General features: G+C 50.6%; 23 protein-coding genes and 1 pseudogene. 9 read left to right on the forward strand and 15 right to left on the reverse strand.

Annotated features, from left to right (window positions below):
• Positions 1-14 precede the first annotated feature (14 nt).
• Positions 15-242: pseudogene (locus VV869_RS18490) on the forward strand (IS110 family transposase); the annotation flags it as partial.
• Between the two features lie 378 nt (positions 243-620).
• On the opposite strand, the gene VV869_RS18495 reads toward VV869_RS18490, so the two are convergent.
• Positions 621-929 carry a hypothetical protein gene (locus VV869_RS18495; protein WP_337736385.1) on the reverse strand — a complete coding sequence of 103 codons (309 nt, stop codon included), beginning with the start codon at positions 927-929 and terminating at the stop codon, positions 621-623.
• Between the two features lie 452 nt (positions 930-1381).
• On the opposite strand from VV869_RS18495, the gene slyA reads away from it, so the two are divergent.
• From slyA to VV869_RS18510, 3 genes are read left to right on the forward strand one after another with little or no spacing between them, the layout of a single operon-like run.
• On the forward strand, positions 1382-1849 hold the full coding sequence (gene slyA, locus VV869_RS18500; RefSeq protein ID WP_337736386.1) for a transcriptional regulator SlyA: 468 nt from the start codon (positions 1382-1384) through the stop codon (positions 1847-1849).
• A 32-nt stretch (positions 1850-1881) separates the two neighbouring features.
• A complete protein-coding gene (locus tag VV869_RS18505; RefSeq protein WP_337736387.1) occupies positions 1882-2940 on the forward strand; it encodes an HlyD family secretion protein in 1059 nt (352 codons plus the stop codon).
• A gap of 11 nt (positions 2941-2951) precedes the next feature.
• Positions 2952-3986, forward strand: coding sequence for a DUF2955 domain-containing protein (locus tag VV869_RS18510; RefSeq protein ID WP_337736388.1), 1035 nt, complete (start codon positions 2952-2954; stop codon positions 3984-3986).
• A 70-nt stretch (positions 3987-4056) separates the two neighbouring features.
• On the opposite strand, the gene VV869_RS18515 is transcribed toward VV869_RS18510, so the two are convergent.
• A complete protein-coding gene (locus VV869_RS18515; protein WP_337736389.1) occupies positions 4057-4914 on the reverse strand; it encodes a PfkB family carbohydrate kinase in 858 nt (285 codons plus the stop codon).
• Positions 4915-5050: 136 nt separating this feature from the next.
• A complete protein-coding gene (locus tag VV869_RS18520; protein ID WP_337736390.1) occupies positions 5051-6916 on the reverse strand; it encodes a beta-ketoacyl synthase in 1866 nt (621 codons plus the stop codon).
• A 116-nt stretch (positions 6917-7032) separates the two neighbouring features.
• Between VV869_RS18520 and VV869_RS18525 the strand changes: the two genes are divergently transcribed.
• The 3 genes from VV869_RS18525 to VV869_RS18535 all read left to right on the forward strand — a co-directional run bounded on the left by VV869_RS18525 (position 7033) and on the right by VV869_RS18535 (position 10823).
• On the forward strand, positions 7033-8010 hold the full coding sequence (locus VV869_RS18525) for a GlxA family transcriptional regulator (RefSeq protein ID WP_337736391.1): 978 nt from the start codon (positions 7033-7035) through the stop codon (positions 8008-8010).
• A gap of 114 nt (positions 8011-8124) precedes the next feature.
• Positions 8125-8649, forward strand: a complete 525-nt coding sequence (locus VV869_RS18530; protein ID WP_337736392.1) for a hypothetical protein — start codon at positions 8125-8127, stop codon at positions 8647-8649.
• Positions 8650-8945: 296 nt separating this feature from the next.
• Complete coding sequence (locus VV869_RS18535; RefSeq protein WP_337736393.1) at positions 8946-10823, forward strand: methyl-accepting chemotaxis protein; 1878 nt, start codon at positions 8946-8948, stop codon at positions 10821-10823.
• Positions 10824-10933: 110 nt separating this feature from the next.
• On the opposite strand, the gene VV869_RS18540 is transcribed toward VV869_RS18535, so the two are convergent.
• The 4 genes from VV869_RS18540 to nhaD form a co-directional block, all read right to left on the reverse strand.
• Positions 10934-11170: a hypothetical protein gene (locus tag VV869_RS18540; RefSeq protein WP_337736394.1), complete on the reverse strand. Its 237-nt coding sequence runs from the start codon at positions 11168-11170 to the stop codon at positions 10934-10936.
• 108 nt (positions 11171-11278) lie between these two features.
• Positions 11279-13228: a HAMP domain-containing methyl-accepting chemotaxis protein gene (locus tag VV869_RS18545; RefSeq protein WP_337736395.1), complete on the reverse strand. Its 1950-nt coding sequence runs from the start codon at positions 13226-13228 to the stop codon at positions 11279-11281.
• A 235-nt stretch (positions 13229-13463) separates the two neighbouring features.
• Entirely contained in the window at positions 13464-13766 is a 303-nt protein-coding gene (locus tag VV869_RS18550; protein ID WP_337736396.1) for a hypothetical protein, read from the reverse strand.
• A 207-nt stretch (positions 13767-13973) separates the two neighbouring features.
• Positions 13974-15398, reverse strand: a complete 1425-nt coding sequence (nhaD, locus tag VV869_RS18555; RefSeq protein WP_337736397.1) for a sodium:proton antiporter NhaD — start codon at positions 15396-15398, stop codon at positions 13974-13976.
• A gap of 238 nt (positions 15399-15636) precedes the next feature.
• Here nhaD and VV869_RS18560 point away from each other — a divergent pair, with 238 nt between their 5' ends.
• Complete coding sequence (locus tag VV869_RS18560; RefSeq protein WP_337736398.1) at positions 15637-16848, forward strand: D-alanyl-D-alanine carboxypeptidase family protein; 1212 nt, start codon at positions 15637-15639, stop codon at positions 16846-16848.
• Between the two features lie 96 nt (positions 16849-16944).
• Here VV869_RS18560 and VV869_RS18565 read toward each other — a convergent pair whose 3' ends face one another.
• The 5 genes from VV869_RS18565 to VV869_RS18585 form a co-directional block, all read right to left on the reverse strand.
• Positions 16945-17070, reverse strand: a complete 126-nt coding sequence (locus tag VV869_RS18565; RefSeq protein WP_337736399.1) for a hypothetical protein — start codon at positions 17068-17070, stop codon at positions 16945-16947.
• Positions 17071-17196: 126 nt separating this feature from the next.
• Entirely contained in the window at positions 17197-18891 is a 1695-nt protein-coding gene (sgrR, locus tag VV869_RS18570) for an HTH-type transcriptional regulator SgrR (RefSeq protein ID WP_337736400.1), read from the reverse strand.
• Positions 18892-19175: 284 nt separating this feature from the next.
• Positions 19176-20270, reverse strand: coding sequence for an ABC transporter permease (locus VV869_RS18575; RefSeq protein ID WP_337736401.1), 1095 nt, complete (start codon positions 20268-20270; stop codon positions 19176-19178).
• A complete protein-coding gene (locus VV869_RS18580) occupies positions 20267-21193 on the reverse strand; it encodes an ABC transporter ATP-binding protein (RefSeq protein WP_337736402.1) in 927 nt (308 codons plus the stop codon). Before VV869_RS18580 ends, VV869_RS18575 begins: the two co-directional genes overlap by 4 nt.
• A complete protein-coding gene (locus VV869_RS18585; protein ID WP_337736403.1) occupies positions 21190-22137 on the reverse strand; it encodes an HlyD family secretion protein in 948 nt (315 codons plus the stop codon). Before VV869_RS18585 ends, VV869_RS18580 begins: the two co-directional genes overlap by 4 nt.
• Before the next feature lie 337 nt (positions 22138-22474).
• Between VV869_RS18585 and VV869_RS18590 the strand changes: the two genes are divergently transcribed.
• Entirely contained in the window at positions 22475-23338 is an 864-nt protein-coding gene (locus VV869_RS18590) for a hypothetical protein (protein ID WP_337736405.1), read from the forward strand.
• Between the two features lie 77 nt (positions 23339-23415).
• Here VV869_RS18590 and VV869_RS18595 read toward each other — a convergent pair whose 3' ends face one another.
• The 3 genes from VV869_RS18595 to VV869_RS18605 form a co-directional block, all read right to left on the reverse strand.
• Entirely contained in the window at positions 23416-24027 is a 612-nt protein-coding gene (locus VV869_RS18595; RefSeq protein ID WP_337736406.1) for a hypothetical protein, read from the reverse strand.
• 2 nt (positions 24028-24029) lie between these two features.
• Positions 24030-25064 (reverse strand): inorganic phosphate transporter, encoded by a 1035-nt coding sequence (locus VV869_RS18600; protein WP_337736407.1) that lies wholly within the window; start codon positions 25062-25064, stop codon positions 24030-24032.
• Positions 25065-25142: 78 nt separating this feature from the next.
• Positions 25143-26978: an ATP-dependent nuclease gene (locus VV869_RS18605; protein ID WP_337736408.1), complete on the reverse strand. Its 1836-nt coding sequence runs from the start codon at positions 26976-26978 to the stop codon at positions 25143-25145.
• Positions 26979-26992 lie beyond the last annotated feature (14 nt).

Below are 26992 nucleotides of genomic sequence, written 5' to 3' on the forward strand. Positions count from 1 at the left end.
TACCGGAGGCCACCATGTCACATTCCGTCTATGGCATTGATTTAGCCAAACATAGCTTCAGTATCCACGGTGAGGATCACCAAGGCAAGGTCTTGATCCACAAAACAATACCACGATCGAAAGTTCTCTCGACGTTTGCCAATATCCCGCCAGCAATTATCGGGATGGAAGCCTGCGGTGCCTCTCATTACTGGGCCCGAGACCTGGCTAAACTCGGCCATACACCAAAAATCATGGCATCAACAGATATGGCGTTTTTCAGGACGGGCCCCAATGAACACAGAACCACAGCAAGCAACACGGGACTGCCCAAGCTGTCGGCATACCATGTGCTTGTGTCGTCATCACCCGGCCGTGGTAGCCGGAAAAGGCACACAGAATGAGGAGAATGGCACTTACCCCCAACGAGGAGAAAGCCAACGCATAACCGAACTCAGGCGGTAACCCATTGAAGTGAAACACAGCGTGATCACTTCCAGGCTGCGCTCGCCCTGAAGAAAGACGCGGGCGCAACGCCCAACAACCCCCAATCGAGCAATTGACTTAATAAGGCTGTCCGGGCTTGTCCAACACCCGGATAGAAGTGTCGGCTGCGCGACACGTATCCTTATTTGTTATGTTTATTCTCGCTCAACAGCTAAAGTAACCCTGCCCTTATCAATGCTTGTGCACCCCATTTTTTGGGCATATCGTGTAGCCCTATCTAATACTTCTGTTTCCGACTCACTGTAGAATACACAAAACTCAAAGTCAGCGATCGAATTTAATGAATTAGCCCAAAGAACATAAGGTGAAGTGGGAGATAAGCCATCAGTACCCTTTGCGATGTTATACATTTCATTATGTGAAAACGTACCAACGCAATTATTGTTTCCAGATAAATATGCTGTCTTTGAAGCTAAATTTAATAGCGCTGTCAATTTATACATAAATATATTCCTACCAAGTTTATTTTTCTGCTAATTCTGAGTCATGAACATAAATGCAGCATGCTCGCTTTCACGCAGCTACCGCACCACTTCTTTTCACACACTATAGCCACAATTTGACTATTTTTCAGCTAGTTAGATCACCAAACCGTAAATATCAGTTCCAGATACTCCGCACAAAGTAGGCATTTCAATTTAACGAGACCGCATATGCAATAACACAAACAAAACCCTTTATGATCAGTGAGATAACTTTGATGAAGTTGTGCAACCCAGGCAATCTCTGCCTCGTGAATACCGGAAACTGACTGGAACTTGAAACAGCTTCCTATATCCAACCTTTGCTCCCCATCCCACCCGAAGCACTATTTTGTGACACGCATCACGACCATTTACTTAGCCTGCTAACTAAAGTATATTACTTAGCTTGCTAAGTATTTAAGGCGTCTCTCATGGTCAAGGACATCAATCTGCTGCAAAACTTATCGCTCGCTGAGCAGCTGGCGCGGGTTGCCCGCCTTTGGAAAATGGTCGCGGACAAGGAGTTAGCCCCGCTGGGGCTCACCCACCCGCGCTGGACTGCACTTTGGAAGTTGCAACGACTGGGCGACAGCGTCAGTCAGAAGGTTCTGGCAGAATCGCTTGAGATTGAACTGGCGTCTTTAATGCGCACCTTAAAACAACTCGAAGAGCAGTCGTTGATCGCCCGCCACTGCTGTCAGCATGATAAACGCGCCCGAATAGTCAGCCTGACCGACGAAGGACGCGCACTGCTCAAGCAGATGGAAACCCGGATCCTGCAAATACGGCAGAGTTTACTGACCGGGATCAGCGATGACGAGCTGGTCAAGATAAGTGGCACGCTGGAACTGATTGCCGGAAACGCCTTAAACACGCTCAACACCCACACCGAACAATAACAACGACGTACAGACGGAGAAGTAATCTTTTTATGACACCTGATCAGAAATTTGCCCGCTGGATCAAACACAGCATCATTCTATTTGTCCTGACTTTCGCCTATTTTCTCGTGGCTGACCTGGCCGTTCCGCTGACGCCGCAAGCGATGGCAACCCGCACGGTCACCCAGGTCGCGCCCCAAGTCAATGGCCCGGTCAGCAAGGTTTATGTCCATACCAACCAACCGGTAAAACAAGGTGACGTGCTATTTGAAATCGACGCGCAGCCGTTTGAGCTGGCCGTTGCCGAAGCCCGCTTACAGCTGGCCCAAGCCATCAAAAACAACGATCAACTGGATGCATCTATCGCGGCTGCTGAGGCCAAAGTGACCGCCAGTGAAATTATTGCTGAGCAGAAAGTCCGTGAAGCCAACCGTTTGAATACCCTTTTTCAGCGAAACGGTACTTCCCGCCAGCTTCGTGATGACGCCATCAGCGCCGCAACCGCCGCCAAAGCCGATCTGACTGCTGCACGAGCCAGCCTGAAAGAGCTGAAAGTCAATCGTGGTGCCGAGGATGACACCAACATCAATATCCGCGTCGCCAAGAACAAGCTTGAAAAAGCCCTGCTGAATCTCTCGTACACTCAGGTGACAGCCCGCCACGATGGGGTGATCACCAACCTGCAATTGGAACCGGGCACCTATGCCGCCGCCGGGAAGCCGTTGGTAGCCCTGGTGGATACCAAGTTGGATATCATTGCCGATTTCCGGGAGAAGAGCCTGCGTCATTTTGATCAGCACAGCAGAGCCTTGATTGCCTTCGACAGCCAACCGGGCACTGTGTATACGGCTGAAATCAGCAGCCTTGACGCGGGGGTCAGCAGCGGTCAGTTCAGCGCCGACGGTAACCTGGCAACACCGACTGAGTCCAACCGCTGGGTTCGCGATGCGCAGCGAATGCGTCTGCATCTGACGATGCAAGACACATTGGAAAAACCACTACCGGCTGGCGCACGGGCCACAGTACAGCTGGTTCCGGACGGCAGTTTGCTGTCATGGCTGGCTTTTGCCCAGATTAAGTTTCTGAGCACCCTGCACTACATTTACTAACCGGAGGCACCATGCGGCTTTGGGATCATCCATTATCCGAAAATGATCTGCGCCAGTGCGTCCGGATCGCCTGCGGCGCAACGCTGGGGTTCACCATCAGTAAAATATTCGGCTGGAATTACGGGGTTTTCTTTACCGTGTTACCGATGCTGTTACTAGGCATGGTACCGGTGATGTCGCTGCACGCCGCCCGGCAGCTCTTTGCTTCCGGGGTGGTGTGTGCGCTGGAAGTCGGGATCCTTGGGGGGCTGTTCGGCAGCCATCCGGGGCTGATGACCCTGATCGTCTTCGGCCTGTTCTTATACAAGTTCGCCTGTATGTCCAAAGGCAGCTTGTTCCTGTTCGGCGCCACGGGCGTACTGAGCCTGAGCATCATGCTCCATTTTGCCAGCTACCCGAATGTCGATCTCAATGAATTGATTGTCGGAAACCTGCTGGCCGGCACGCTGTCGGTGATCATCGCTTATCTGGTCTCTTTTTTGATCCCGGATGCGGAGCCTCGTCAGCCACCGCCACGCTCGACCGAGCCGAAGGGATCACACCGGATGCGGCATGAAGCGCTACTGGGTGCCACACTGGCAACACTCTCGTTTCTGGTGTTTCAGGTTCTGGATTTGAGCGATTCCATGTCGGCTCAGGCAACCACGATTTTGCTGCTGTTTCCGATGAACTGGAACGGAGCACTGGGCTCGGCGAGAAAACGAGCCATGGGCACAATTCTCGGGGTGGCGTTTGGTTTGGTCGGCCAGCTCTTCCTATATGACTGGTCCAGTCTCCTGCTGCTGGTGATCCCGCTGCTGTGGATCGGCACCATGCTGTTTAGCTATTTGCATGTCAAGGAAGCCAGCGGATCCGGGGTTGGATTTGGCGCGTTGACCACGCTGGGAATTTTGTTTGGTCAGTACCTGACACCGACCAATGATTTGATGTTCAGCGCACTGTACCGAATCGGTTGTATTGTGTTTGCGATTATTGTGACCCTGCTTGCAACTTACTTAGTGCATCGCCTGCTGAATAATTTCGAAGCCACCCGCTACGGCTACTGAGTCACGCTGAAATAGCTCAGCTCAATCCATCCTTCCCTGCCCCGGCCCAGTAATTCCCTGCCGGGGCCGGTTAGTTCCCCGAAGACAAAGAAAGACTGAGTTGCTGTTTGAGTGCTTCTCCTGGCGTTGAGCTTGATGTGCTCACCGCGCAAGCCGCCCATTTCGCCCCTTCTTCCAATGCGGTCTGAATCTGACTCTGGCTGATCAGGGCATGGATCAAACCGGCTGCAAACGCATCGCCGGCACCGGTGGTATCCACCACTTCCGCAGGCACTGCGGGAATCTCGACTTCTGTCCCTTCGCTATACGCCACAGCCCCGTTAGCACCGTCGGTCATCACGAAATATTGCAAGCTCTCACCGGCAATCCGGCGGGCATATTGCCACGGGGATAAATCAGAGCGTCCCTGCCAGTCATCTTTTGAGGTAATCAGGACATGACAAGGGCGAAGCCGCTCATCTTTGGCCAGTTGCGCCACAACCAGACATTTTGGCATCGCCGCTTGTGCCCATGCTTCGCAGCCTTGGGCGGAAGAGTTGAAATAGAGCACATCCCAGCGGGAAAAATCAGGGGGATTGCCGAGAATAAACGGCGGTCGGTGGGGACGGATAATGGTTCGCTCACCATCGGGAGTCATCACCAGCAATAGCTCCGGGGTAGCCACATCGTGACGATGTAACAGACTACAATTGAGCCCTTGCAGACTTGCCTCGGCAAGCAACCAGTCCGCCGTGTCGTCTTTGCCGACCTGACTGACCAGGGCAACCTGATGTCCGGCCCAGATCAATCCCAGGCCGGTATTCGCACCACCACCGCCCAGTCGGCGACCGCCGTCCTGATAATGATGACGGCCGCCGGGTGACAGCGGCTTATCCAGCGTCAGAACACGATCGCAATTGAGGTTTGCGACCAGCATGATATTCGCCAATGAATCTCTCCCTTTACCTAACCGGTATCTGACAGGCTTCAGCATGAACACTTAACAGCCCATGCTGCCTGATTATCCAGCCATTATAGGGAAATAAGCGCAGATTCCTATTCAGACGCGATTCGTTGCAGATATTTTAACCTTGCCCGGACTCGCTGTAATCGGCATAAGGATTGTGCTGGGGCAAAGCAATCGCCTGCTCAAATGCAGACAACGCGATCGATTCCCGAGTCAGTGTCACCGCACTTTCATCCATCACATGTTCCCCGAAGTGATAGCGGATCGTCTCTTGTCCGGCACAAGCTGCCTGATCATTGGCCGTTGCCTGCTGACGGACGCTCAGGTTTTTATCCCAGTAGTGCTGTAGCGCTGCCGAACCATATTTGTGTTCCAGCATGGTCAGGGTTTGCGCCGGTGACAGCACCAGACCCGTAGCGTTATTGCCACCAAAGCCCTTGGCATTAATGATCACCGCTTTATAGTCTTCACCGCGTTCTCCGGCGAACGCATGATCGGTCAGAATATTCAGGTGTGACTGGTGTACATCGTCGGCAATATGATCGATGGTTTTGATCCCCGGGATCCAGCCGTACTGCCATACCCCCAGCGAAGCAATCAGCTGATCGCCGGCAGCCACACTCATCGAGTGGCCGACGTAAGATTTAATCGCCGTCACCGGCCATTGGTCGATGGCGAAGGTTTTCGCCACCTCGTTCAGAATATGGCTTTCCGTCACCCGGTTCTGCGGCGTGCCGGTGCCGTGAGCCTGCACAAAGGTCTGCTTGACCCCTTCCGGGCCAAGAATCGCCTGAGCCAGCGCCGCTGCCTTGGCAACGGTCACATAGTTCCCGACTCCCGGGGCAGAAATCGACTTCTTGTTGGCATCGGCATTGATAAACACATCCGCCACAGCCCCGTAAATCGTGACCCCAAGTTCCAGCGCCAGCGCATCCTCCATCAGCACCACAAACTGCGCCGATTCGGCCATGGTAAACCCGGCGTTACTGGAGAACGGTCGGCAGGCGCGGCGGTTATCCACCGTTTCACTGTTATCCAGCGCTTTAAGCTGCTCATCTTCCGCCAATGCGCCCATCACCCGGAACCCTTCCATCACCTCGGCGACGACCGGCGCTTCCGCATTACCAACGATCACGACTTTGGCATGGCCCTGCTGGATATCCCGCATCCCCTGGCGCAGGTTATAAAGAAACGTGGCACAAGCCCCCATATTGGTGCCGGTCGAGCCCACACTGTTAATGACATAACTATTGATGAAATCCGCAGGCATTTCCGCAAACGACAGCGCCATCATTTTCGAACTAACCCGCCCCCCGGTCAGCGGTGCGGCGAGCATGCCAGCGAGCGACTGATCATCAATTTGTGCCAGCGCGCTGCCTGCATACACAGCCACTTCATCCGGGCGGATATGACTCAGCACGTCACGCCACTCTACCCCGAGGGAGTTCAGTGCGTCCGAAGCCCCATAAACGCTCAGTTTCAGGCCACGTGGGTGGTGACGGGAGTTGTACAACTTGCCCGGATCAAACCCGGCCGGAATGTTACCGCCACTGGTGACCGGAAAGCTTGTCCTATCCTCAAGCAACGCACCCAGCTCGCCGTGGACGGTGATCTTCACCCGGCTGCCTTGTCCTTCCAGTTGCCAGTTGTCCGGAATTCGGGTCGGCAATTTCGATTTGCGCAGCGTAAACTCAATGTGCTCATCCCCCCCGGTCAGTTGGGCTTGATACTGCTGTCGCACCTGATCCGGGTCAAATGAATCAATCCGGCGAATAAGCGTTCCGGCTTTGATCGCTTCAATCAGCTCTGGCGTGACATCGTCACTTTCCGACAGCCCCATCCGACGCGCCAAATCCTGCCAGGTCGCGGCCATCTCTTGCGCCGGGAGCACTTCGGCGATCATCCGTTTGTAGCTGTGAAATCCGGAACTGCGACCCGCGGCATTCATCCCACCAAGCCCGACAATCAAAGGTAACTTCGCCATGTTGTACCTGCATCAATTCGTAAAGATGGCTATAGGGTAATGATTTACACTGTTCATTCACCTCAAAAATATGCCAAAATTACTTAAATTCAGGCCAACCAGGCAGGCAAAAGTTCATGAAAGTTGGATTTGTGCTGTACGACAAAGCATTGATTACCGGCATTTCACTGGCTGCCGAGATGCTCAGTAGCGCCGCGAGCCTTCGACCACGTCAGCTTCAGCGGGAGAAGCCTTTTGACATTCAGGTGATTGCATCGACCCTGACGCCGCCACCCGTTTCTGCGGGATTGAAACTCCAGCCCGATACCACCTTTGGCAGCCTGCAAATCTTCGACATTATTATTCTGCCGCCGATGTGGGGAAACCCGATCGCTTCCCTGCGCCATACGCCGGCGATTGCCCCCTGGCTCAAGCGCCAATACCAACAAGGAGCACAACTCGTGGCCACCGGGACCGGCGTGATCTGGCTGGCCGAAACCGGATTACTGGATGATCAGGTCGCGACCACCCACTGGTACTACTACGATAAGTTTGCCGAACGTTACCCGAAAATCCGCTTAAACCGGCAAGCCTCGATCACTGCTGCAAACGGTCTGTTCTGTACCGGCAGTATCAACTCGCAAACCGAGATGATCCTCTATCTGATCACCGAACATTTCGGACAAAAAATTGCCGCGATTATCGAAACCCACTATGGCCATGAAATCTCCAAGTCTACCCAGCAGCCGTTTTACCAAATTGGCGGCCAGCTTCAGTTTGATGAGTCCATCGCACTGGCGCAGGACTGGATGAAGCGGCATATCGCTGAGCCCATCACAGCCAGAGAAATCGCCGAACAATGCGGGATCCCGCTCCGCAGTTTCAATCGGAAATTCAGTGATCAGGTAGGCCAGACGCCGCACCAATACCTGCAAAAAATTCGCATGGAATCGGCACAGCAATTGTTGCGTGACTTCGGGATGTCGACCCAGGATGTGGCCGAGCAAGTCGGCTATAAAAATGCCTATCATTTTTCGACCCGCTTCCAGCAGCAGTTTGGCATGACGCCCAGCCAGTACCGCCGGATGGTGAAAGCAAAAATCTACAACCCCTGATACTGAAAAAACCGAGATCACGGACTGTTTATGAAATGAGACACTCAGCAACTTAGATAGTATCTATGCTTTGACTGAACCTTGAGTCGTTGTCGTTTACAAGGATGAAGTCAGATGCAACCTATCGCTCTTTTTCACAAACTCTTTTTGATCACTTGTGCCATTCTTTTCTCAGGCCAAACCTTGGCCAAAATCGTGCCCACCAGTACGACCGAGCTCAGTCAGCAAAGCTGTCGACTGGACTTATACCACCTCACCAAAAACGAGCAGCAGCAGTTTGAAAGTAACCTGCAGTTGGCGCTGATCACGGAGAACCCTCTCCGGCAGCGATATATCGCTTTAAAAACAGCCAGTTCACATCGAAGTGGATTTGAAAACATTGGTTATTACCGCAGCGGTCAGCCTGTTGAGATCTTTACAGCCAACTGGCGGAAGTACAAAAATCAGTACAGCGTCAGTCGGCTGGTCGTTCTGGGCGGCACCAGCGATAAACAAGCATTTGATGTTTTTACCCGCCTGTTGAAACAAGATCAGGGCCATATTGAACTCAAAGCGTCAAACCTGAGTTACCGCTTCACGGTCCGTCAACAAGACCTGTCTGATTTTCAAGCCTGTATTGACCAGCACTATCACAAATAGCACGAATAACTGGAATAGCACGAGTAACAGGAAAAGCACGCCAAGGTGCTTTTCTTTTGACCAAAACTTATTTCCATTACAAATACCTAAGTATAGGCCATACTTATCAGGCAAATATTTTGTTGCAAAAAATCACCATAGAGAACAATTCTGTGACACAATAATTACTCAGCGACCATTTTGAGGAGGGTGAACCGCCAGCGAGTCGTCCATGGATGAATAATAATAAACAGTTCGCGATATGAGCAATCCAGCATTGCCGCGCAAATTCCCGTAAAAACAAGAGGAATGGAAGTTTGAACCTTTCTATCAAAAATAAACTCGCCCTGACCTTCGCAGGGATCATTCTGTTGACCGCCACGATTCAGATCTGGCTCACCCGTGAGCGCCTGACAGAAGAAACCAACCGATCAACACAAGAACTAGCACAATCTCTCACCCAATCTAACATCAGTACCATCAGCCAATGGCTGGATAATAAAACCGCCATTGTCCGGGCCTCCGTGAAAGGGTTTAACCAAAGTGCGGAGCCGATCCCGGCCCTGGCACAAGCGATGGACTCGGGTCAGTTCGATCTGGTGTATGCCGGTACCCAGCAAGGACAAATGATCACCGGTACACCCGTCAATTTTCCCGCCGGCTATGACCCGAGACAACGTCCCTGGTATCAGGCAGCCACGGCAAAGAACGGGCTGATTGTCACTAAACCCTACAAAGACGCAGCGTCCGGCAAGCTCATCGTCTCGGTTGCAGAGCCGTTTAGTGCCAAGATGAACAGCGGGATCATCGCCGGGGATGTCTCGATCGAGATGCTGGTCTCCGACATTCTGGCCATCGAACAGGAAGGTGTTTACGCCGGACTGTTTAGCCGTGACGGCACGATCATCGCTCACCCGAACAAGTCCCTGACACTGAAGCCGACCACAGAAATGGGCGCGGCATTTGACTCGGCCTTTATCCAGAAATCCGCGGCAAGCAATACCTTGACGACACTGAATGTCTCCGGGGTTGAGAGCCTGGTCAGTATTAAGCAGATTCCGGGAACAGACTGGTATTTCTCACTGATTATCGACAAGCCTCTGGCGTATGCACCGGTTCAGGAAGCCTTAACCGACGCACTGGTTGGCGCTGTGGTTCAGTTGCTGCTGACTTTGGCGGTTGCTGCTTTACTGATTGCCAAAGCCCTGAAACCTTTGGATACGCTCTCCGAGGCGATGGCCGACTTGTCACATGGTAACGGCGATCTGACTCGTCGTATCCAGTTCGATAAAGATGATGAGATTGGTCGTCTGAGCAAACATGTCAACGCCTTTATTGAGAAGCTGCATCGTTCGATCACCGGCATTTCCGGCTCGTCTGAGCAACTTTCCCAACAGGCAAAAGCCAGCCATAACCTGGCGCTGCAAACCAACGAAGCCCTGAGCTTGCAGGTGAATGAGATCTCGCAAATCGCGACGGCCATTCATGAGATGTCCGCCACCGCTCAGGAAGTTGCCAGCCATGCTGAGCAAACTGCCGGGGCTGCCGGGGCATCCCAGGAAAGCTGTAACGAAGGGAAAGACGTTATCCTGCGCAATCAGCAATCCATTACCGATCTTGCAGATCACGTCGAAAATGCGTCCGGGATCATTAAAGAGCTGGAGCATAATGCCCAAGGCATCAACGCAATCCTTTCGACCATTCAGGGTATCGCCGAACAAACCAACCTATTGGCTTTGAACGCTGCCATTGAAGCCGCTCGTGCCGGTGAGCAGGGCCGTGGTTTTGCTGTGGTTGCCGATGAAGTTCGGGTGCTGTCTCAACGGACCCACAGCTCCACCGAAGAGATTCGCGGCATGATTGAAACGCTGCAGCGCAATACTCACAGCGCGGTCGAAACTATGGCCCAAAGCCAGGAGCTGGCGACCAACAGCGTGGAAGAAGCGAACAATGCGACCCGGGCACTGGAGCAGATCACGGCGTCAATTCAGGAAATTTCTGATATGGCGACCCAGATCTCCAGCGCCGCAGAAGAGCAACGAGCCGTGACGGATGAAATCAGCCGCAACACGCAAGCCGTGAATGATGTCTCTGATCAGCTGTCCGGCGAAGCCAACGAAGCGCAGCGTCTATCTGAAGAGCTGAACGACATTGCCCAACACCTGAACTCTGAAGTCAGTAAATTCAGAATCTAACGCGCAATGTCGTTTCCGGTCTGCCAAGACAAAACGCCAGCCCAAAACAAAACGCCAGCAATGATTGCTGGCGTTTTCTTTTTTCAATATTGAATGGACTACGTCAAACGTTATGATGTTGCTTTTTGGGTAATGTCGTCAAATTCGCCTTCAATCACCGTTCCACGATCACCCGGTTCCCATGTGCCGGTTTTACCATTCGCAGCCACGGCGCGTTTGACTTTCATTCGGACAAACGGCAATGCAATCAGACCAGCGACCATCATAACCGCGGCCAGCAGACCGGCGACCGCAAGGACAACCAGGCCGACCATCAGGGAAATCGCACTCGCAACATATTTCTTCATAACAGCCCCTTCGCAGTGTTTTCGCGCGCTCAGCTTTTCAATCAATCGTTTCATTTTAGTTGGCAGTCTAACCACCCAACCATGAATGAAACATGAACAAGCGCGCTGTTAAACCCGAAAGCGCTCCACCAGCATTTTGAGCTGTTCAGACAGCTGTGCAATCTCGCTGCTGGCATTTTTACTCTGCCCGGCTGCCACCGCATTCTCTTCAGCAATCCGTTTGACGTTCACGACGTTTTTATTAATGCTCTCGGCGACTGAACTTTGTTGTTCAGCCGCACTGGCAATTTGCATGTTCATATCATTGATCAAGGTTACCGCGCGGGTAATCGCTTCAAGCGCAGCGCTAGCGTTAGCGGCCTGCGCCACACTTCGATCGGCCTGATCTTTCCCCTGACCCATCACCGTAACCGCGGTTCTCATTCCAGATTGCAACTGCTCGATCAGGGTTTGTATCTCTGACGTTGATGTCTGTGTACGTTGCGCCAGACTACGAACTTCATCGGCAACCACGGCAAACCCACGGCCCTGTTCACCGGCACGGGCAGCTTCAATGGCGGCGTTCAGAGCCAACAAGTTAGTCTGCTCCGCAATTTCCCGGATCACATCGAGGATGCGGCCAATGTTCAAGACCTCTTGCTCAACTTCATGCAGCTTTTCAGAAGAATCACTGACGCGATCGGACAACACATTAATCGAGGCAATGGTCTGCGCCACTACTTCATTCCCGGTACTGGCTTCATTGTCCGCCTGATTGGCAGCATCGGCAGCTTTCGCCGCATTATCGGCAACATCATGAACCGTGGCGGCCATCTCGTTCATCGCCGTTGCGACAAGCTCAGTTTCCCGTTCCTGCTCCACGATACCGCGACTGGCCTGATCCGTCGTGACAGCCAGCTCCTCGGCTGCCGAGGCCAATTCAACACTGGCGCCGGAAATTGTCGTAATCATATGCCGCAGTTGTTCACAGGTATTTTGAATGGCTTCCAGCAACCGGCCGGTTTCATCCTCCCCGGTATGGGGAATATCGACCGTCAAATCCCCTTCTGCCAGCTGATTTGCCGCTAACACAGCTTGTTTGATTGGCCGGGTGATAGTGATGGTCAGCAGGTAAGCCGCCAGAACGCCTACCGCAATCGCGGCAAAGGACAGGAATAGATTCAGGTTGATACTGTCAACCGTTCTCGCCTTTAAAGCCGGGCCAAGCTGATCCTGCTCCCGCATCACAGACAACTTCACGGCTTCGACTAACTCGGCAACTTCCGGGCCAATCCGATTCAGTTGCTGATTGACCAGCGCAGCACGGTGTTCGATGACCGTATGGGCGGACGACAGGCTCTCCAGATATTGCTGATGGCTCTGATTAAACTGGGTCAGTAGCTGGCGCTGCCCCGCATCTTGTAGCAGGCTGGTGAGGCGATCCCGTTCCTGGCGGAGTTCACTGCCCAGAGTCTGGTATGCCTTGTTATAGTCTTCCGAGCTGCCGGAGTTTATAAACAGTGCGACATACATCTCGCCCAACAAGAGTTTCTCCTGCACTTTTGCCGCATAATACGCAGCCTGGGTATCCGCATCCTCGTACGCGGAATCCATTAGGGTCGACAAGAGCCGGCGCATCGTGTCACCGGCAGGAACCACCTGCTGAGAGAGGATCTCATCCCGCTGACTCGTCAGCGAAACAACCTGATCAAATGCCTGCTGGTAAGCCTTAATCGAAGTTTCAACCTGACTGATCATTGCTGCGCGTTCAGGACTCTGAATACTATTTTTTGCTTCCGAGAGAAAAGCATTCATTTTCTCCTGATAATCCCGATATTCAGCCAGCTTTTGCTCCTGACGGATCATCAAATAATCTTTTACGTTCATTCTGACCATCAGCATATTGGCTTGCAGGCGTCCGGCGAGATTCGTGTCCCGGGCTAATTCCCGATAATTTTCGATGCCTTGCTCCGTACTTCTCAGTGCCATAATACTAATCGCCAGCACAATCGATAACAGCCCAAGAACAACGAAAAAACCCATCCCAATCTTTACGCCCAGACTTAAATTCCTAAACATAGCCACACCTTCATGATTTATTTATGTATTAAGTATTTTTTATCCAATGACATCACCCTGAAGTATTCATTATTGGTTTTAATTATAATTTTCCTGTTTACCCTTAAGAGTTATAGCATGAAACTTGGCGCATAATTATTTAAGTCAGACAAATCTGTGACGGAAAAAAAGGCCTTGATAAAAATCAAGGCCTTAGTATCCAGCTCGTATTCGTCTCTCAGGAAGTGATCATTCCTCAAAGATCCCGCATCAGAATTTCAAGCTCTTCTTCTGCTAATTCAATCAATTTCGCCAACTCTCTGGCATCTTTATTCTCCAGATGCAATTGCCAACGAACAGAGTCAGACTCGAGCGGCGCTTTACAAACCAGCTCAGTCCCATTCCCCGCAGAATAAAAATACAACTCTTCAAAATCTGCTTTTAACGGATGCGCTTCTTCCTGAATCTTCACTTCCAGTTCACCCGTTGGAATAACGGTGATATTTGCGTGTAACGCTTTTTGCCCTGGCAGGATAAACTGCCGACGTTCAGCTAACATAATCGCTGCCTCCACGATTCCCCGACCCATTTTAAGTTTAGTCAAGCCGCAGTGCCCCCGATAAGAATTCACAAAAACAACACAAATATTCAACATTATTTTTGAGGAAGATCATAGAAAGCGTAAAAAAGCGTGCCGCCCTTAGCCAATGGCGCGTGGGCGACACGCTTATCAGTCCCGCTTACGATGATGCCATTCCACCGGTGATTAGAAGAGATGTTGATTCATGAGCAGGTGGCAGACGATACTCCCGACATAACCCAGTGCAATGACCGGCATCCATTTCAGGTGACCAACGAAAGTATACTTGCCGTGTGCAGCTCCCATCAATGCGACGCCGGCAGCCGAGCCAATCGACAGCAGACTGCCGCCGACCCCGGCAGTCAACGTAACCAACAACCAGTTCCCCGCTGAAAGTTCAGGTTGCATACTTAACACCGCAAACATCACCGGAATGTTATCAACAATAGCGGAGAGTAAGCCCACCATGACATTGGCCCACACCGGGTTCCACTGGGTATACATCACTTCCGACGCCAATCCGAGGTAGCCCAGCAAGCTCAGTCCTCCGACACACATCACAACGCCGTAAAAGAACAACAGGGTATCCCACTCTGCATGCGAGATCCGCTTGAAAACATCGAACGGCACCACAGAACCTAATCGTCTTAACGCCGCCTCATCATTATTGGCCAGGGCAACCGCTCGTTTCCTCGCCAATGAGCCCGGCAATGTTTTACGCAGGAAAAATCCGAAAAATTGTAGGTAGCCAAGCCCCATCATCATGCCAACCACCGGCGGGAAATGAAGCATGCCATGGAAGCCAACCGCTGTAGCAATCGTCAGGATAAACAGCAGCACAATGCGACGTGCACCGCGTTTGAGCTCAATAAACTCACTCACCGTATCCGGTTGTGTCTTCGGCACAAACAAAGACATGATCAAGGCCGGGAGCAAGTAATTGACCAAGGACGGTACAAACAGATCCCCGAACTCCATAAACGTCACCAGCCCCGCCTGCCAGACCATCAGCGTGGTAATATCCCCGAATGGGCTGAACGCCCCACCCGCGTTGGCTGCGATGACAATGTTAATACACGCCAGGTTGATAAAGCGGCTATTTTCACCACCCACCTTCAACACCACGGCACACATCAACAAGGCAGTCGTGAGGTTGTCCGCAACGGGAGAAATGAAAAATGCCAGCAGGCCGGTTAACCAAAACAGCGCCCTGAAGTTAAAACCTTTGCTGACCATCCAGGATTGCAGCACATCGAATAATCGCCGCTCTTCCATCGCATTGATATACGTCATTGCCACCAGCAGGAACAGTAACAACTCGGCGTATTCCAGTAAGTTATGCTCCAACGCTTCTTTCGCTGCTTCGGCCTGCCCCATCTGCTGGTAAACAACCCCAATCATCAACCAGATAATCCCGGCCGCAAGCAAAACCGGTTTTGACTTGCGAAGCTGTAAAAATTCCTCGCCCATCACCAGGCAATAAGCCAAGCCAAACACCAGCAAGGATGCGTAACCGACGGTCGATTGCGTCAAGTCGAGCTCCCCGCCAGCGGCCAGGGCCGGTGAAGCTAACAAGCTGCCGGCGAATAACCATAAAAATCTTGCTTTCATGCTCTGTCCAACTCCATTTGCAACTGTCCTGCAGCCAGTTTACACATCCCCTGATGGCATTAACGTGAACACCCCAACAAGTTCCTGAAAAGCAACAACATACCTCTAACAAGCACACCTCCCTCTTTACAACTCGATAAATCAACAGGTGAACAAACAGGTAAAATTTATCCTGCCCTTTGCAAGTTTTTACTAAGCTCAATAGAGCGTTACCACTTGCGATGAAGGGTTTAGAGCTATGAAGTTTAAGAATTTCCTGACCATCCTCCCCCTGTTATCGACGCTCTGTGTCAGTCTCCCTACATTTTCGGAAGAACATACCGCCATGCCCACCCCACCCGAAATTGCTGCCAAAGCCTGGGTGCTGATGAGCTACAACTCCGGACAAATCCTGGCCAGTGAACATGCGCATGATCAACTGGCACCAGCCAGCCTGACTAAAATCATGACCAGCTATGTCGTCGGACAAGAACTGAAAGCCGGCCACATCGCCGCAGATGACCGGGTGGTGATCAGTGAAAATGCCTGGAGCCAGAAATTTCCCGGCTCTTCCAAGATGTTTCTTGATGTCGGGGATGAAGTGAGCGTGTATGATCTGAACCGGGGTGTGATCATTTCTTCCGGCAACGACGCAACCGTTGCCCTGGCAGAGCATGTGGCCGGACATCAACCCGCCTTCATTGAAATGATGAACCGCTACGCTGAAAAACTCGGCATGGACAATACCTACTTTGCGAACCCGCACGGGCTGGATTCCGACGATCAGGTGACTACCGCCTATGATATGGCTTTATTGACCCGCGCTTTTATTCGGGATCTCCCCGAGATTTATCCGTTGTTTAAAGAGAAGTCCTTCACGTTCCATAAAATTAAGCAAGGGAACCGCAACTCACTGTTGTGGGATACGACGTTGAACGTCGACGGGGTCAAAACCGGCTATACCAAGCAAGCCGGCTATAGTCTGGTTTCATCCGCTGAGCAGAGCGGTCAGCGCTTGATTGCGGTCGTCATGGGCACTGAAAGCGTCAGCGCCCGCAGTACCGAGAGCAAAAAACTGCTCACCTGGGGATTTCGCTTCTTTCAGGACATTACCCCGGAATTCAAACCCTCAGATCTGGACACCCTGAAAGTCTGGTACGGCAGCCCTTCCCGTATTCGCCTGGAAGTTGCGGATGGCGGGACCATCACCGTCCCGCGCCGACAGCGCAAAAACATCGAGTACAAAGTTTTTTATGACAATGACCTTGAAGCGCCGGTGGAAAAAGGCCAGCAAGTCGGCAAAGTAGAATGGTATCTGAACGAGGAGCTCCTGACAGAACAGCCCATTTTAGCTGCAGAAAGCGCGACATCTGCCCCCTGGTATCAATCAATGATCGATGTCGTGTGGCGTCCGATTGGTCAATGGTTCAGCCGTCAGGACTGGAAACCTGAACTGACCACCAGCCAATAATAAGGCGATAAAGGAAGTAGCAAGGCAATTACGAAACAAAAAATCAGGGCGGGATCATCCCGCCCTGTTCGAATGGGTCACACCCCGGAACGCACTTTATTCGAAGTCATTCAAATCTTCATTATCCAGCCAGTCTTCAACATCCAGCTCAACGTCATCCGGGTAGTCATCCCAGCTATTGTCTTCTGTCAGATCGACATCTTTCGGCTCAAAGTCAGGCATCGTCTCTTCTCCGTCGCAATCAGTGGCTTTGACCCTCTCTTTGTAATCACCCGGGATGACAAAACAATGACCGAAACGTGCCAGCAAGATGACAATCAATGCCTGCTGAAACAATGTCAAAAACGGCTATTGGGTCGGCTTCACCCAGACGGACTTGAAATCAAACCACCCCATGGAATTGGACTGCATCCCCTGGATTGAACCATTGTTATCAACCCCGAGCCAATTATGGAACAGCGGCAGGATCTGTCCGCTTTCCACCAACTTCGCCCCAATTTGCTGACAGGGTGACGCCTGTTGCTTGTCAGCACGCCAGCGCACCACGGCTTGATCCAGGGCCTCGAATTCTTCTTCCGGCATCACCCGGGCAATATGATCAAAGCTATAGAACCAGGACAGGATCGCATCATCCCGATAATTACTCAGGCTCATTCCGCCGAGCCAGATATCAATCTTATCCGCATGTTTGCCCGACTGAATTTCCCCGGTCGAGAGCTCCAGCTCCTTGATCTTGATGCCATCGGCGGACAGGATATCCCGAATCGCTTCAGCCACATGCGGATAAACCGGATGCTGCTGGGGATAGGCTAGCGTGACAATCCGCTTCGACGGTGGCGGCGCAATTGCCTGACTCAACGGGACATGGGCCCAACCCGGCAGCAAACCGTAAGCGTTGATCAAACGGAAATCACCGATTTTGTCCTGTTGCAGACGCTGCATGATATTCAGCGGCGTCAGGTGCGTGCGCAAATACGCCAGCCATTCCTGCTGACTGGCCAGACCGTTGATACGATTGAGCAACAGATAGTTACAGCCTTCGTCCAACTTAAGCCGGGCCGATACCGTCATCTCCTGCAACTGGCTGCCTTCCGTCATCGGCTGGAGAAAACACGACGCGACTTCCGACAGCATCCAAATATCGACCACATCAATCAACGCCCGAAGCCCGAAATACTGATCGAAGGCTTCGAGTTTAAAGCGCTGCTTGTCATTCTGGATCACCCGGTACGGCCCGGTCCCAATCGGAAACAACTCATTTTCCTTGTCATGATCGGTATCTGCCGGCTGGATCACCGCCAGCAGATTCGCCATTAAAGCCGGCAGCCGGTGATCATCCCGGCTCAAATGAATATCAATGGTATTGCTGAACGGTGAATCAACCTGGCTGAGATGCCTGAACAAGCGATGCTTACGGACCTGCTCCAGGGTCACAATGATGTCCTGGCAGTCGAGCAAACGGCCATCATGGAATTTTACCGCCGGGCGAATATAGAACCGCCAGTGCCGCGGTGACAGGGCTTCCCAGTGATGGGCTAAATCGCCTTCGACTTCCTCTTTTTCCTCATTAATTCGGGTCAGGCCGTTAAAGATTTGGCGAACCAGATGCTGCTCGGAGCGACGCAGCGGGTGCAGCGGATTCAAATTACTGAAAGGCCGGTAGTACGGTAAGCGGAGAATCTGTCGCCCCTGGGCCGTAGTGTGTCCCAGTTGTTCCTGAATTAACTGCGCCAGCTTGTCCGCGTTGTTGCCCAGCGCCTCTAGGGCAGGTTCCAGCTTCCCTTCGGCGACCAGTTTACGGGCATGCATGTATTGCAGTTCGGTGTCTGAACTTTGGAAAACCAGCTTTGACTGTTTCCCCCGGCCGACGGCAGGTTGCCAGTCGATCCAGCCCTTCTCCACCATTTTATTGATGACCATCCGCACATTACGGCGGGTACAGAACAGGACCTCAGCAATATCCTGCAAGTTCGTCTCACAATCTTCGCCGGAAAAGTGATTATAAAGACGCTGGAACTGGGCTTTCAGTCGCTGACTGCTCATAAAAGAGGAACCTTAATATTTTATTTGTTCTGTTTTTAACTTCCTATTTTAACGTAACAATAACCGAGTACAACACGTAACCCCAATTGTGACGGCAATTCACTTACCGACGATCTTTTTCCGCGTTTATTTTTAGTGGTCGGGACCGGAATCCAGCAATTTTACCCCCATTCAATTGTGAACTTCATGAATGTGTCCCGGCCACCTTTTTTAACTCAGAAGCTTATGTCACCACAGCAGCATGACAATTGGATGTCCAGCGCATCACACCAATCTCCCAACCCCTAATCCAATGATTTCTTGAATCGCAGTGACGCCAACAACAAGCCCAGCATGGTAAAGCCAACCATCCACAATGCATCACGCCAAAGTTCCATCAAATCAGCGCCGCGCAAGACGATCCCGCGGATCATGCGCATAAAATGCGTCGCGGGCAGGACTTCTGCAATCCACTGCGCCACATTCGGCATCGCCTCATAAGGGAAGATAAACCCGGACAACAGAATGGATGGCAGCAGGATAAAGACCGTCATCTGCATCGCCTGCAGCTGTGTTTGAGCCACCGTTGAAATCATCAATCCCAGCGTCAAACTGGCCGCAATAAACAGCAAGGTGCCCAGCAACAGTTGAGACAGCGCCCCGTTGATCGGGACATCAAAAATCAGGTGTCCCAGACCGAGAATAATCCCCACCTGGATCAGGCCAACGAAGATGTAAGGAATGATCTTCGCAATCATCAGCTCCAGCGGCCGGACCGGCGTGGTGATCAGCAGTTCTAAGTTGCCCCGCTCACGCTCACGGACAATCGCAGCCGAGGTAAAAAGCACCATGGTCATGGTTAGGATCACCCCAAGCAGCCCCGGCACAATATTCACGGCTGAGCGCCGGGACGGGTTAAAGTACAAGGCAACTTCAAAAGTCGATGCACTGGGCGGCTGGTAATTCGCCAGCTCTTGCAAAGGCATGCGTTGCAACTGCAACAGTGCGGAGCTGACCATGGTATCAGAGCCATCCACCAGCCATTGGCCGACCGTCTCCCGCTTCACAATGCGCTGGGTCAGATCCGACGGCAACACCAGCACCGCCCTGACCTGCCCCGCATTAATCGCCTGTTCGGCTTCCACCACCGTCGGGAAATGTCGGGTCACCGTCACCACTTGCGTCGCTTTCACCGCTTCGGTGATCACCCGTCCCACCGCAGAGTGGCTTTGATCCACCACGGCCACCGGAATATTCCGCACATCGGTATTAATGGCATAGCCAAACAGCATCAGCTGGATCAGCGGGATCATCACCACCATCCCGAAGGTGATCCGATCCCGGGACAGCTGACGGAACTCTTTGATCATGATGGCGCTCATCCGGAACACGCTTTTCATTGTCGTCCCTCCCCGGTACTGGTCACAAACACATCTTCCAGGCTCGGCCGGGCAAGACTCATTTCACAGTGCGCTAAATGAGGAAATTCAGACACGATCCAGTGCAACGGATCCGACACACGCTGGTCGATCAACACCCGCAGACGGATCCCCAGCTGCGCGGCAGAGCGAACTTCCGGCTTTTTCAACAAATCCGTTTTCAACGAACGCAATTGATCAGCCAGCACTTCCACCACATTCACGCCCATACTGTTCATCAAAACTTCCGGCGGCCCGTCGGCCCGGACCACCCCCGCTTCCATAATTGCCAGACCGTGACAGCGCTCAGCTTCATCCATGTAATGGCTGGTCACCAGAATCGTGGTGCCCTGATCACTGAGGTCAAACAGTTTTTCCCAGAAGTCGCGCCGGTTTTCCGGATCGACCGCAGAAGTCGGCTCATCCAAGAACAGCAAGCTGGGCCGGTGCATGGTTGCCGCAGCAAGGCCTAAGCGCTGCTTTTGCCCACCACTCATACTTCCCGCACGTTGCCGCGCCAGGCGGTCCAGACCATAGGTTGAAAGCTGCTCGGCGATCCTCGCCTTCTGCTCCTTGCGTGACATCCCAAAGATCTGGCCGATAAAATCGAGATTTTCCCGGACCGTCAAATCTTCATACAACGAGAATTTCTGGGTCATATAACCAATGCGCAGCCTGAGCGCCTCAGCTTCGCGGGGAATGTCCAGCCCCAGCACCTTAACGGTGCCAGCGGTCGGGCTCAGCAGGCCGGTCAGCATTCGGATGGTAGTTGATTTTCCACAACCGTTCGGACCTAAAAAGCCATAAATGATGCCTTTCGGCACTTTGAGATCCAGGCTGTTGACGGCTGTAAAGTCACCAAACTTTCGCGTCAACTGCTCCGCAACAATGGCATAGTCCGTCATAGCGGCATCTCCACCTGCACCGGCACCCCGGCAGGCAAGTTCTTGGCCTCTTGCGGCAAATCGACTTCTGCCAGATAGACCAGGCGAGCGCGATCCTGTTCGTTCAGTGCGTAGTACGGCGTAAATGCAGGCTCCATCGCAATCCAGCGTAAAGTTCCGGTATAGCTCTGCTCCAAGCCATCAATGTGAACTGTGAGTACATCGCCCGCCTTCAGCCGAATCCGATAAGGCTCCGGCACATACACTCTGGCATACGGTACGGTATCGGCCTGAATGCCGGCAACAATACTCCCGCTGCTGACCCGCTCCCCCACGTTGTACGGCAGGCTGTCCAACACGCCGTCCCGCGTCGCAACCACAGTCAAATCTTCCAGAATCTGCTGCTGCAAAACGACTTCCGCTTGGGCGGCATCCAGCGCCGCTTTGGCCTGAGTAATATCTTCCGGACGCTCCCCGCTGGTCAGTTTGGCCAGTTGCTCACTGGCAGAGCGATAATCGGCCTGTGCTGCGTCCCGTTCAGCCACGGCTTTGTCCCGCTCTGAATAGCTCACCAACCGCTGCTCAACCAGACGCGCAATCCGGCCATAATTACTGTTAGCCTCACGCAACGTTGCTTCAGCTCGCACCAGGTTCGCCTGAGCCGCAGCAATATCTTCCGGGCGCTCACCGTTGGTCAGCCGTAGCAGATAAGCCGCAGCTTTTGCTTCTTCGGCCTTCACCCTTGCAAGGACCGCCAGTTGCTGTTTGTCGTCAAGTCTCACCAGCACCTGGCCCTGCGTGACAAATTCGCCTTCTTTGATTGGTTGCTCTCGCACAATTTCACTGGAGGTTGCCGTCAGCGTGACACGGTCACGCTCCAGCGTTCCCAGCGCCTCCGTCGGCACCTGCTCGCTGCATCCAAACAAAGCCAGGAGCGCCACCCCAAAGACTGATATCCGTTTCATTCTATTCACCGCATTTCGATTACCTTTATTCAAAGTGTACGCCCTTGCTGTAAACAGACAATTGATTTAATTCGCGAAAATCCAGGCTTTGTTGAATAGTCCACAACGGCCAATACCACTAACGATTGTCCTGTTTACAAAAATGTCGAGTGTATCCCCGAACAGAGCAAAACGAATAACAATGAAAGTGCAACAATTTGAATATGGAGACAGATACTGTAGACTGAGCCGCGTCGCAAGAGGACAACCATGCTGTCGTAGCGACATCCGAACGAGATGGGATAGACGACCGACCGCGTTTGATTCCATGATTTAGCTAAGGTTTAATAAAAAAGATATGCAAGAATTTAACATCGACAAGCGGCTTATCACACTGATGAAATTCTGCCTGATTTTTTTTGTTGTATTGATGGTATCAAGCTTGATGATGCCCTTTATACCCGGTGAAGCTGACGAAGACTTCTATGCAAATTTAAGAGCATCAATATTTGGTTTCGTTGTTTGTAGTGGATTTACCGCCTTAGCTTATTACTTGCTCAGAAAGCTACCGTATACAAATGTCGTCGCGGATAACGACGGCCTGTGGTACAAGCATTTAGGAAAAGAGCGTGGTTTAGTCCGTTGGCGCGATATATCCAGTGTCAAACAAAGGCTGTTTTTACAGAGTATGGATCTGTTAGATGAGCACGGCAAACAGCTACTCCGGATAGAATACCAGCTGATTGGATTTCCCCTGCTTCGAGCAACCATCGCTGACAAGTTGCTGGCAAGCGTTCAAACAGAGCATCAAACCTACTTTTGCAAATCCAAAACTTATCATCTTTTCAACGTCATTAGCTTGCTACTCATGCTTGCTGGCTGTGTTTACCTGATATTCAACGATAGAGAGCTCCTTGGTTACAGCGCCATCCTGATCATATTGCTCGGTCTCCATGAGTATTTCACAACCATTGTTAGTCTTCGGTTGACTGAAAAAAAAGTTGAAATGTCGTACCCATTCACCAAAAAATACCTGTCACTCTCTGATATTGTGGATATACAGTTAGTCGATATATTTGATAACTCGAACCTGATCCCTCAAATATGGATCGTCTCGAGTCATGCCAAGAAGCCATATCGGTTTAATCGACTTGGTGTCGACGAAATCGGCCTATTGAACATCCTGCGAAAGGCTGTTCACAAGATACATCACCCTCAGTAATTCAAGCGCATTCCGAGTGGTCCGAATAACGAGCCAGTTTAAATCTCGATTGTCGCCGACCTCTTTAATAATCAATCTCACATGAGCTTGATGGCCATATCCTCCAGCGTGTTGGCGGTAACGTGCATGCGCTTTGCAATTTCCTTCAACTGAGACAGAATTTCATTATGAATGATAATGTGCTTCAGGTCGTCTTGTTGTAGCAGCTGCGCAACGTGCTGAGCGCGGTATTCCACCACCAGATCATACTTGTCATGAATCAACGCGATGCTGGGGAGTTCCTTTTTAGTGAGTTGCTTGAACCCATCTTCCAGCAGGCTTGCCATCTCTTTGAGGAGCTCGAAGATATCACGATAAACATCCAGGGCTTGTTTATCATGAAATGCATCCACTTCAACAACGAAGTGTTTCACACTGAGCGCTATCCAATCGAGTTGGGTGATAATACGGAACACAGATTCCTTATCATAGGGAGCAATAAAGACATCCAGCAGCTCCTTCATATTTTTGTCCTTAATCGCACTGGTTTCGCTGGTATCGTTCTTGATAGCATTGAAAGCCTCTTTTTCATGAAGGATGTAGGCGGCATAGAGGTCATGCACGATGTTTCTGGTGGCCAAAGTCTGTGCCTGTAGTGCCGCGACTAAATCCACATCTTTTGGCAGAATGAATTTCTGTATAAACCCCATGTTCACCCCCACAGTTTGATAAACAGGAAACAATACAACCAGCCCAGAGCCATGGATACGGGTACATTCATAAACCAACCTGTGACGATCCCCCGCGCCGTACGCCACTTCACATGCTGCGGTTTTTCTGCCGCACCATTACCCAACAATGTCGCCGTCACAACTTGCGTGGTCGAAGTCGGAGCACCGCTGATGGTGGCAATGGTATTAACCAGTGCAGAGCCCAGTTGATTGGCCACCGAATGAATGGTTTTCACACGAAACAGACCGAAGCCAAGCGTTTTGATGATACGCCAACCACCAAACATGGTCCCCAGAGTAATGGCAGAGGCGCACAAAAAGATTGCCCACACCGGAATAGAAAACTCGGTTGTGATGCCGCTTGCCAGTAACATCATCCCGATGACGGCCATGCCCTTCTGTGCATCATTGGCGCCATGGGAAAACCCGAGCCAGGCGACACTCACATATTGAGAAACAATCAAGATTTTATTTATCTTCGTCGTGGTTCGGCGCAGTATGAGAAAAAACAGTTTCAACACCAGAAAACCGATAACAAAACCAAAGAAAGGCGATACAAACAGCCCCACAACAACCTTCATCACTCCCTCAAGGTGTCCATTCTGTAAAGCCTTGACACCCCAAGCAATATTCGCACTGCCCACGCAGTAGAGCCCAGCCCCCACCAATCCGCCGGCAAGGGAATTGGAAGATGACGAGGGAAAGCCCAACCACCAGGTAACCAGATTGTAGGATACGGCAGCCAGCAGGGCTGCAATGACCAGGCTTTCACCCTGAATGGTTGTTACGGCACTTACATCCACAAAGGTGCCCACGGTATCCGCTACCGCCAGTCCCACGCTAAAGGGAGCGATGAAGGTGAAAAAGGTAACAATGCCGATAGCCATCCCCGGCTTCATCGCGCGCGAGGCGATCGCAGTGGCCACCATATCGGCAGCGTCGTGGAAGCCGTTGGTAAAATCGAATGCTGCGACCAGCACGACCACGAGGACCAGTAATATCGTCACCAAATCCATTTATTATTCTCACAGGATTGTACGTTTAGTGTAGTGGATCTGTGACTTACGCTGACGCAGAACTATGAATGTCCTCTATTAATCATCTGCACACATATTTATTATTTCATTTATGATAGTAATCATATCATCGCAAATTTCATTAGCGCTGATGAAATTAATATATTCTTCTTTGTCAAACTTAACTTTGAAGTGAGAGTTAATCCCTCCAAGGACAGGTTTTACATCCTTTATAAAAAGTGCCTCTGTATTACTCGCCCTATCAGAATTTTTATATGAATCAGGGACTACCAAACCGTGCTCATCTGCAAGGTAATTTCTAACTGCACCAACATCTTTTACAATATCCTGATTACGACAATTATTAGTGATATAACGGCTGATAGCTTCTGGAATTATCAGATAATTTTCTATCTCTCGACGTCTCAATGTTCTATACATCATTATCACATGCCGACCTGAGTCATCTCTTTGGACATCAAGACCATTATCATGTAGATTTGAATTTGTAGTATTATAATTATTATCGTCCAAATCTCTAAGACTATATGCCGTTATATGCCTGCCAGTTTCTTGAATGATTTTTTGGTTCAGCTCCACAATTAATGTTTTACGTTCTTTGTGTTTCTTATTTGTCACCCACTCGGCGATATTTTTAGGCCACTCCTTCCCTAACTTTTCACATAGCAATTTTAAAATTCTGGCGTCACTCGCATTTTCAACAAGCAAGACTTTTTTATGTTCTATCATAGAGTCAAGAAGTGGAAAATACTTGCTACCCAACCCCTCTAGAACCAACACCTTTTCTTCATTGTTTTTTAGGTATTCGGCCTTTGAGTTCTCAACATGCAGCACTTTCTGATAGTCAATTAACTTTATCAACTCAGAGCTATGACTAACCATAAGAATCTGTTTATTATTTTCTTCACATATCTTTTCCAGTTTTTCCATAAGAAGAGACTGCAGAGATGAATGTAAGTGGGCATCAGGTTCATCCAAAAGGAGAATATCATTATTTTTGTCTAAGGCTAAAGCGAAAACACTTAACCACTGAAGAAAACCGCTCCCCTCGACCATCAGATCTCTTTTACTTGAACTTTTTCTCTCTTTTTCTTGTGTGTCAGGATTTTTGATTAAATCCAAAACATCGACGCTTATGAAGTTATGAAATTGACTATCGAAATCATGCACATATAGATTTACATGAAATACTTCAGCAAGTATTCCTTTTAGCTGTCGCCATTCGGTACTAATATTTTCAAGTACCTGCTGATCTGCTTGTGATAATCTTTTTCTGCTCGGGAAAAGCTCATTCTTTTTTTCTTCAATGGTGGATTCATGAGCCTCATGTAAGTCCAATAGTAAATTTCTAATTACTGAACCAGCTTGTCCCTTTCCTATTAACTTTCTTCGGTCAGCAACGGACAACCAACTTTCATTTTCGTTCATTCCACCAAAAGGTGGCAGATAAGCAATGGTCGGTATTATATCTTTATCAGATAGATTTGAATCAGACTTTTTTATCGCAAAATTATTACCATTCAAAGTATAAGCAATCTCAAGAAATACATTTTTGTTGTCTGAACTTTTCCACCCAACTTTAATTTTGAGTTGATAGGACCCATTCGTTTTTTGGTCTTTCCAAAGATATTTAAGAGAGGGAATACTGATTGGCGAAAATGATTCAGGAGCAATACCAAGTCCTTTCCTCTCTATATCATACTCTTCGAGCAATGAATTTTTTCCACGATAATTTATCAAGAGAATTTTTGCATACTCCCATACAGCAAGAGCATGTAATAAACTAGTTTTCCCTGAGTTGTTAACTCCAGATATCAAAGTCAACCCATTTTCGTTTAGATCAACATTGATCCCATCAAATTTTTTAAAATTTTGTAATTCTATAAGGTTCACTATATACCGCCCGG

Source organism: Photobacterium sp. MCCC 1A19761, from assembly GCF_037389125.1.
Classification (GTDB): Bacteria; Pseudomonadota; Gammaproteobacteria; order Enterobacterales; family Vibrionaceae; genus Photobacterium.

Bases quoted from the DNA above. Each gene is read 5' to 3' on its own strand.
- VV869_RS18495 (WP_337736385.1), bottom strand. From the start codon at position 929: ATGTATAAATTGACAGCGCTATTAAATTTAGCTTCAAAGACAGCATAT.
- slyA (WP_337736386.1), top strand. From the start codon at position 1,382: ATGGTCAAGGACATCAATCTGCTGCAAAACTTATCGCTCGCTGAGCAG.
- VV869_RS18505 (WP_337736387.1), top strand. From the start codon at position 1,882: ATGACACCTGATCAGAAATTTGCCCGCTGGATCAAACACAGCATCATT.
- VV869_RS18510 (WP_337736388.1), top strand. From the start codon at position 2,952: ATGCGGCTTTGGGATCATCCATTATCCGAAAATGATCTGCGCCAGTGC.
- VV869_RS18520 (WP_337736390.1), bottom strand. From the start codon at position 6,916: ATGGCGAAGTTACCTTTGATTGTCGGGCTTGGTGGGATGAATGCCGCG.
- VV869_RS18525 (WP_337736391.1), top strand. From the start codon at position 7,033: ATGAAAGTTGGATTTGTGCTGTACGACAAAGCATTGATTACCGGCATT.
- VV869_RS18530 (WP_337736392.1), top strand. From the start codon at position 8,125: ATGCAACCTATCGCTCTTTTTCACAAACTCTTTTTGATCACTTGTGCC.
- VV869_RS18540 (WP_337736394.1), bottom strand. From the start codon at position 11,170: ATGAAGAAATATGTTGCGAGTGCGATTTCCCTGATGGTCGGCCTGGTT.
- VV869_RS18545 (WP_337736395.1), bottom strand. From the start codon at position 13,228: ATGTTTAGGAATTTAAGTCTGGGCGTAAAGATTGGGATGGGTTTTTTC.
- VV869_RS18550 (WP_337736396.1), bottom strand. From the start codon at position 13,766: ATGTTAGCTGAACGTCGGCAGTTTATCCTGCCAGGGCAAAAAGCGTTA.
- nhaD (WP_337736397.1), bottom strand. From the start codon at position 15,398: ATGAAAGCAAGATTTTTATGGTTATTCGCCGGCAGCTTGTTAGCTTCA.
- VV869_RS18560 (WP_337736398.1), top strand. From the start codon at position 15,637: ATGAAGTTTAAGAATTTCCTGACCATCCTCCCCCTGTTATCGACGCTC.
- VV869_RS18565 (WP_337736399.1), bottom strand. From the start codon at position 17,070: ATGCCTGACTTTGAGCCGAAAGATGTCGATCTGACAGAAGACAATAGC.
- sgrR (WP_337736400.1), bottom strand. From the start codon at position 18,891: ATGAGCAGTCAGCGACTGAAAGCCCAGTTCCAGCGTCTTTATAATCAC.
- VV869_RS18575 (WP_337736401.1), bottom strand. From the start codon at position 20,270: ATGAAAAGCGTGTTCCGGATGAGCGCCATCATGATCAAAGAGTTCCGT.
- VV869_RS18580 (WP_337736402.1), bottom strand. From the start codon at position 21,193: ATGACGGACTATGCCATTGTTGCGGAGCAGTTGACGCGAAAGTTTGGT.
- VV869_RS18585 (WP_337736403.1), bottom strand. From the start codon at position 22,137: ATGAAACGGATATCAGTCTTTGGGGTGGCGCTCCTGGCTTTGTTTGGA.
- VV869_RS18590 (WP_337736405.1), top strand. From the start codon at position 22,475: ATGCAAGAATTTAACATCGACAAGCGGCTTATCACACTGATGAAATTC.
- VV869_RS18595 (WP_337736406.1), bottom strand. From the start codon at position 24,027: ATGGGGTTTATACAGAAATTCATTCTGCCAAAAGATGTGGATTTAGTC.
- VV869_RS18600 (WP_337736407.1), bottom strand. From the start codon at position 25,064: ATGGATTTGGTGACGATATTACTGGTCCTCGTGGTCGTGCTGGTCGCA.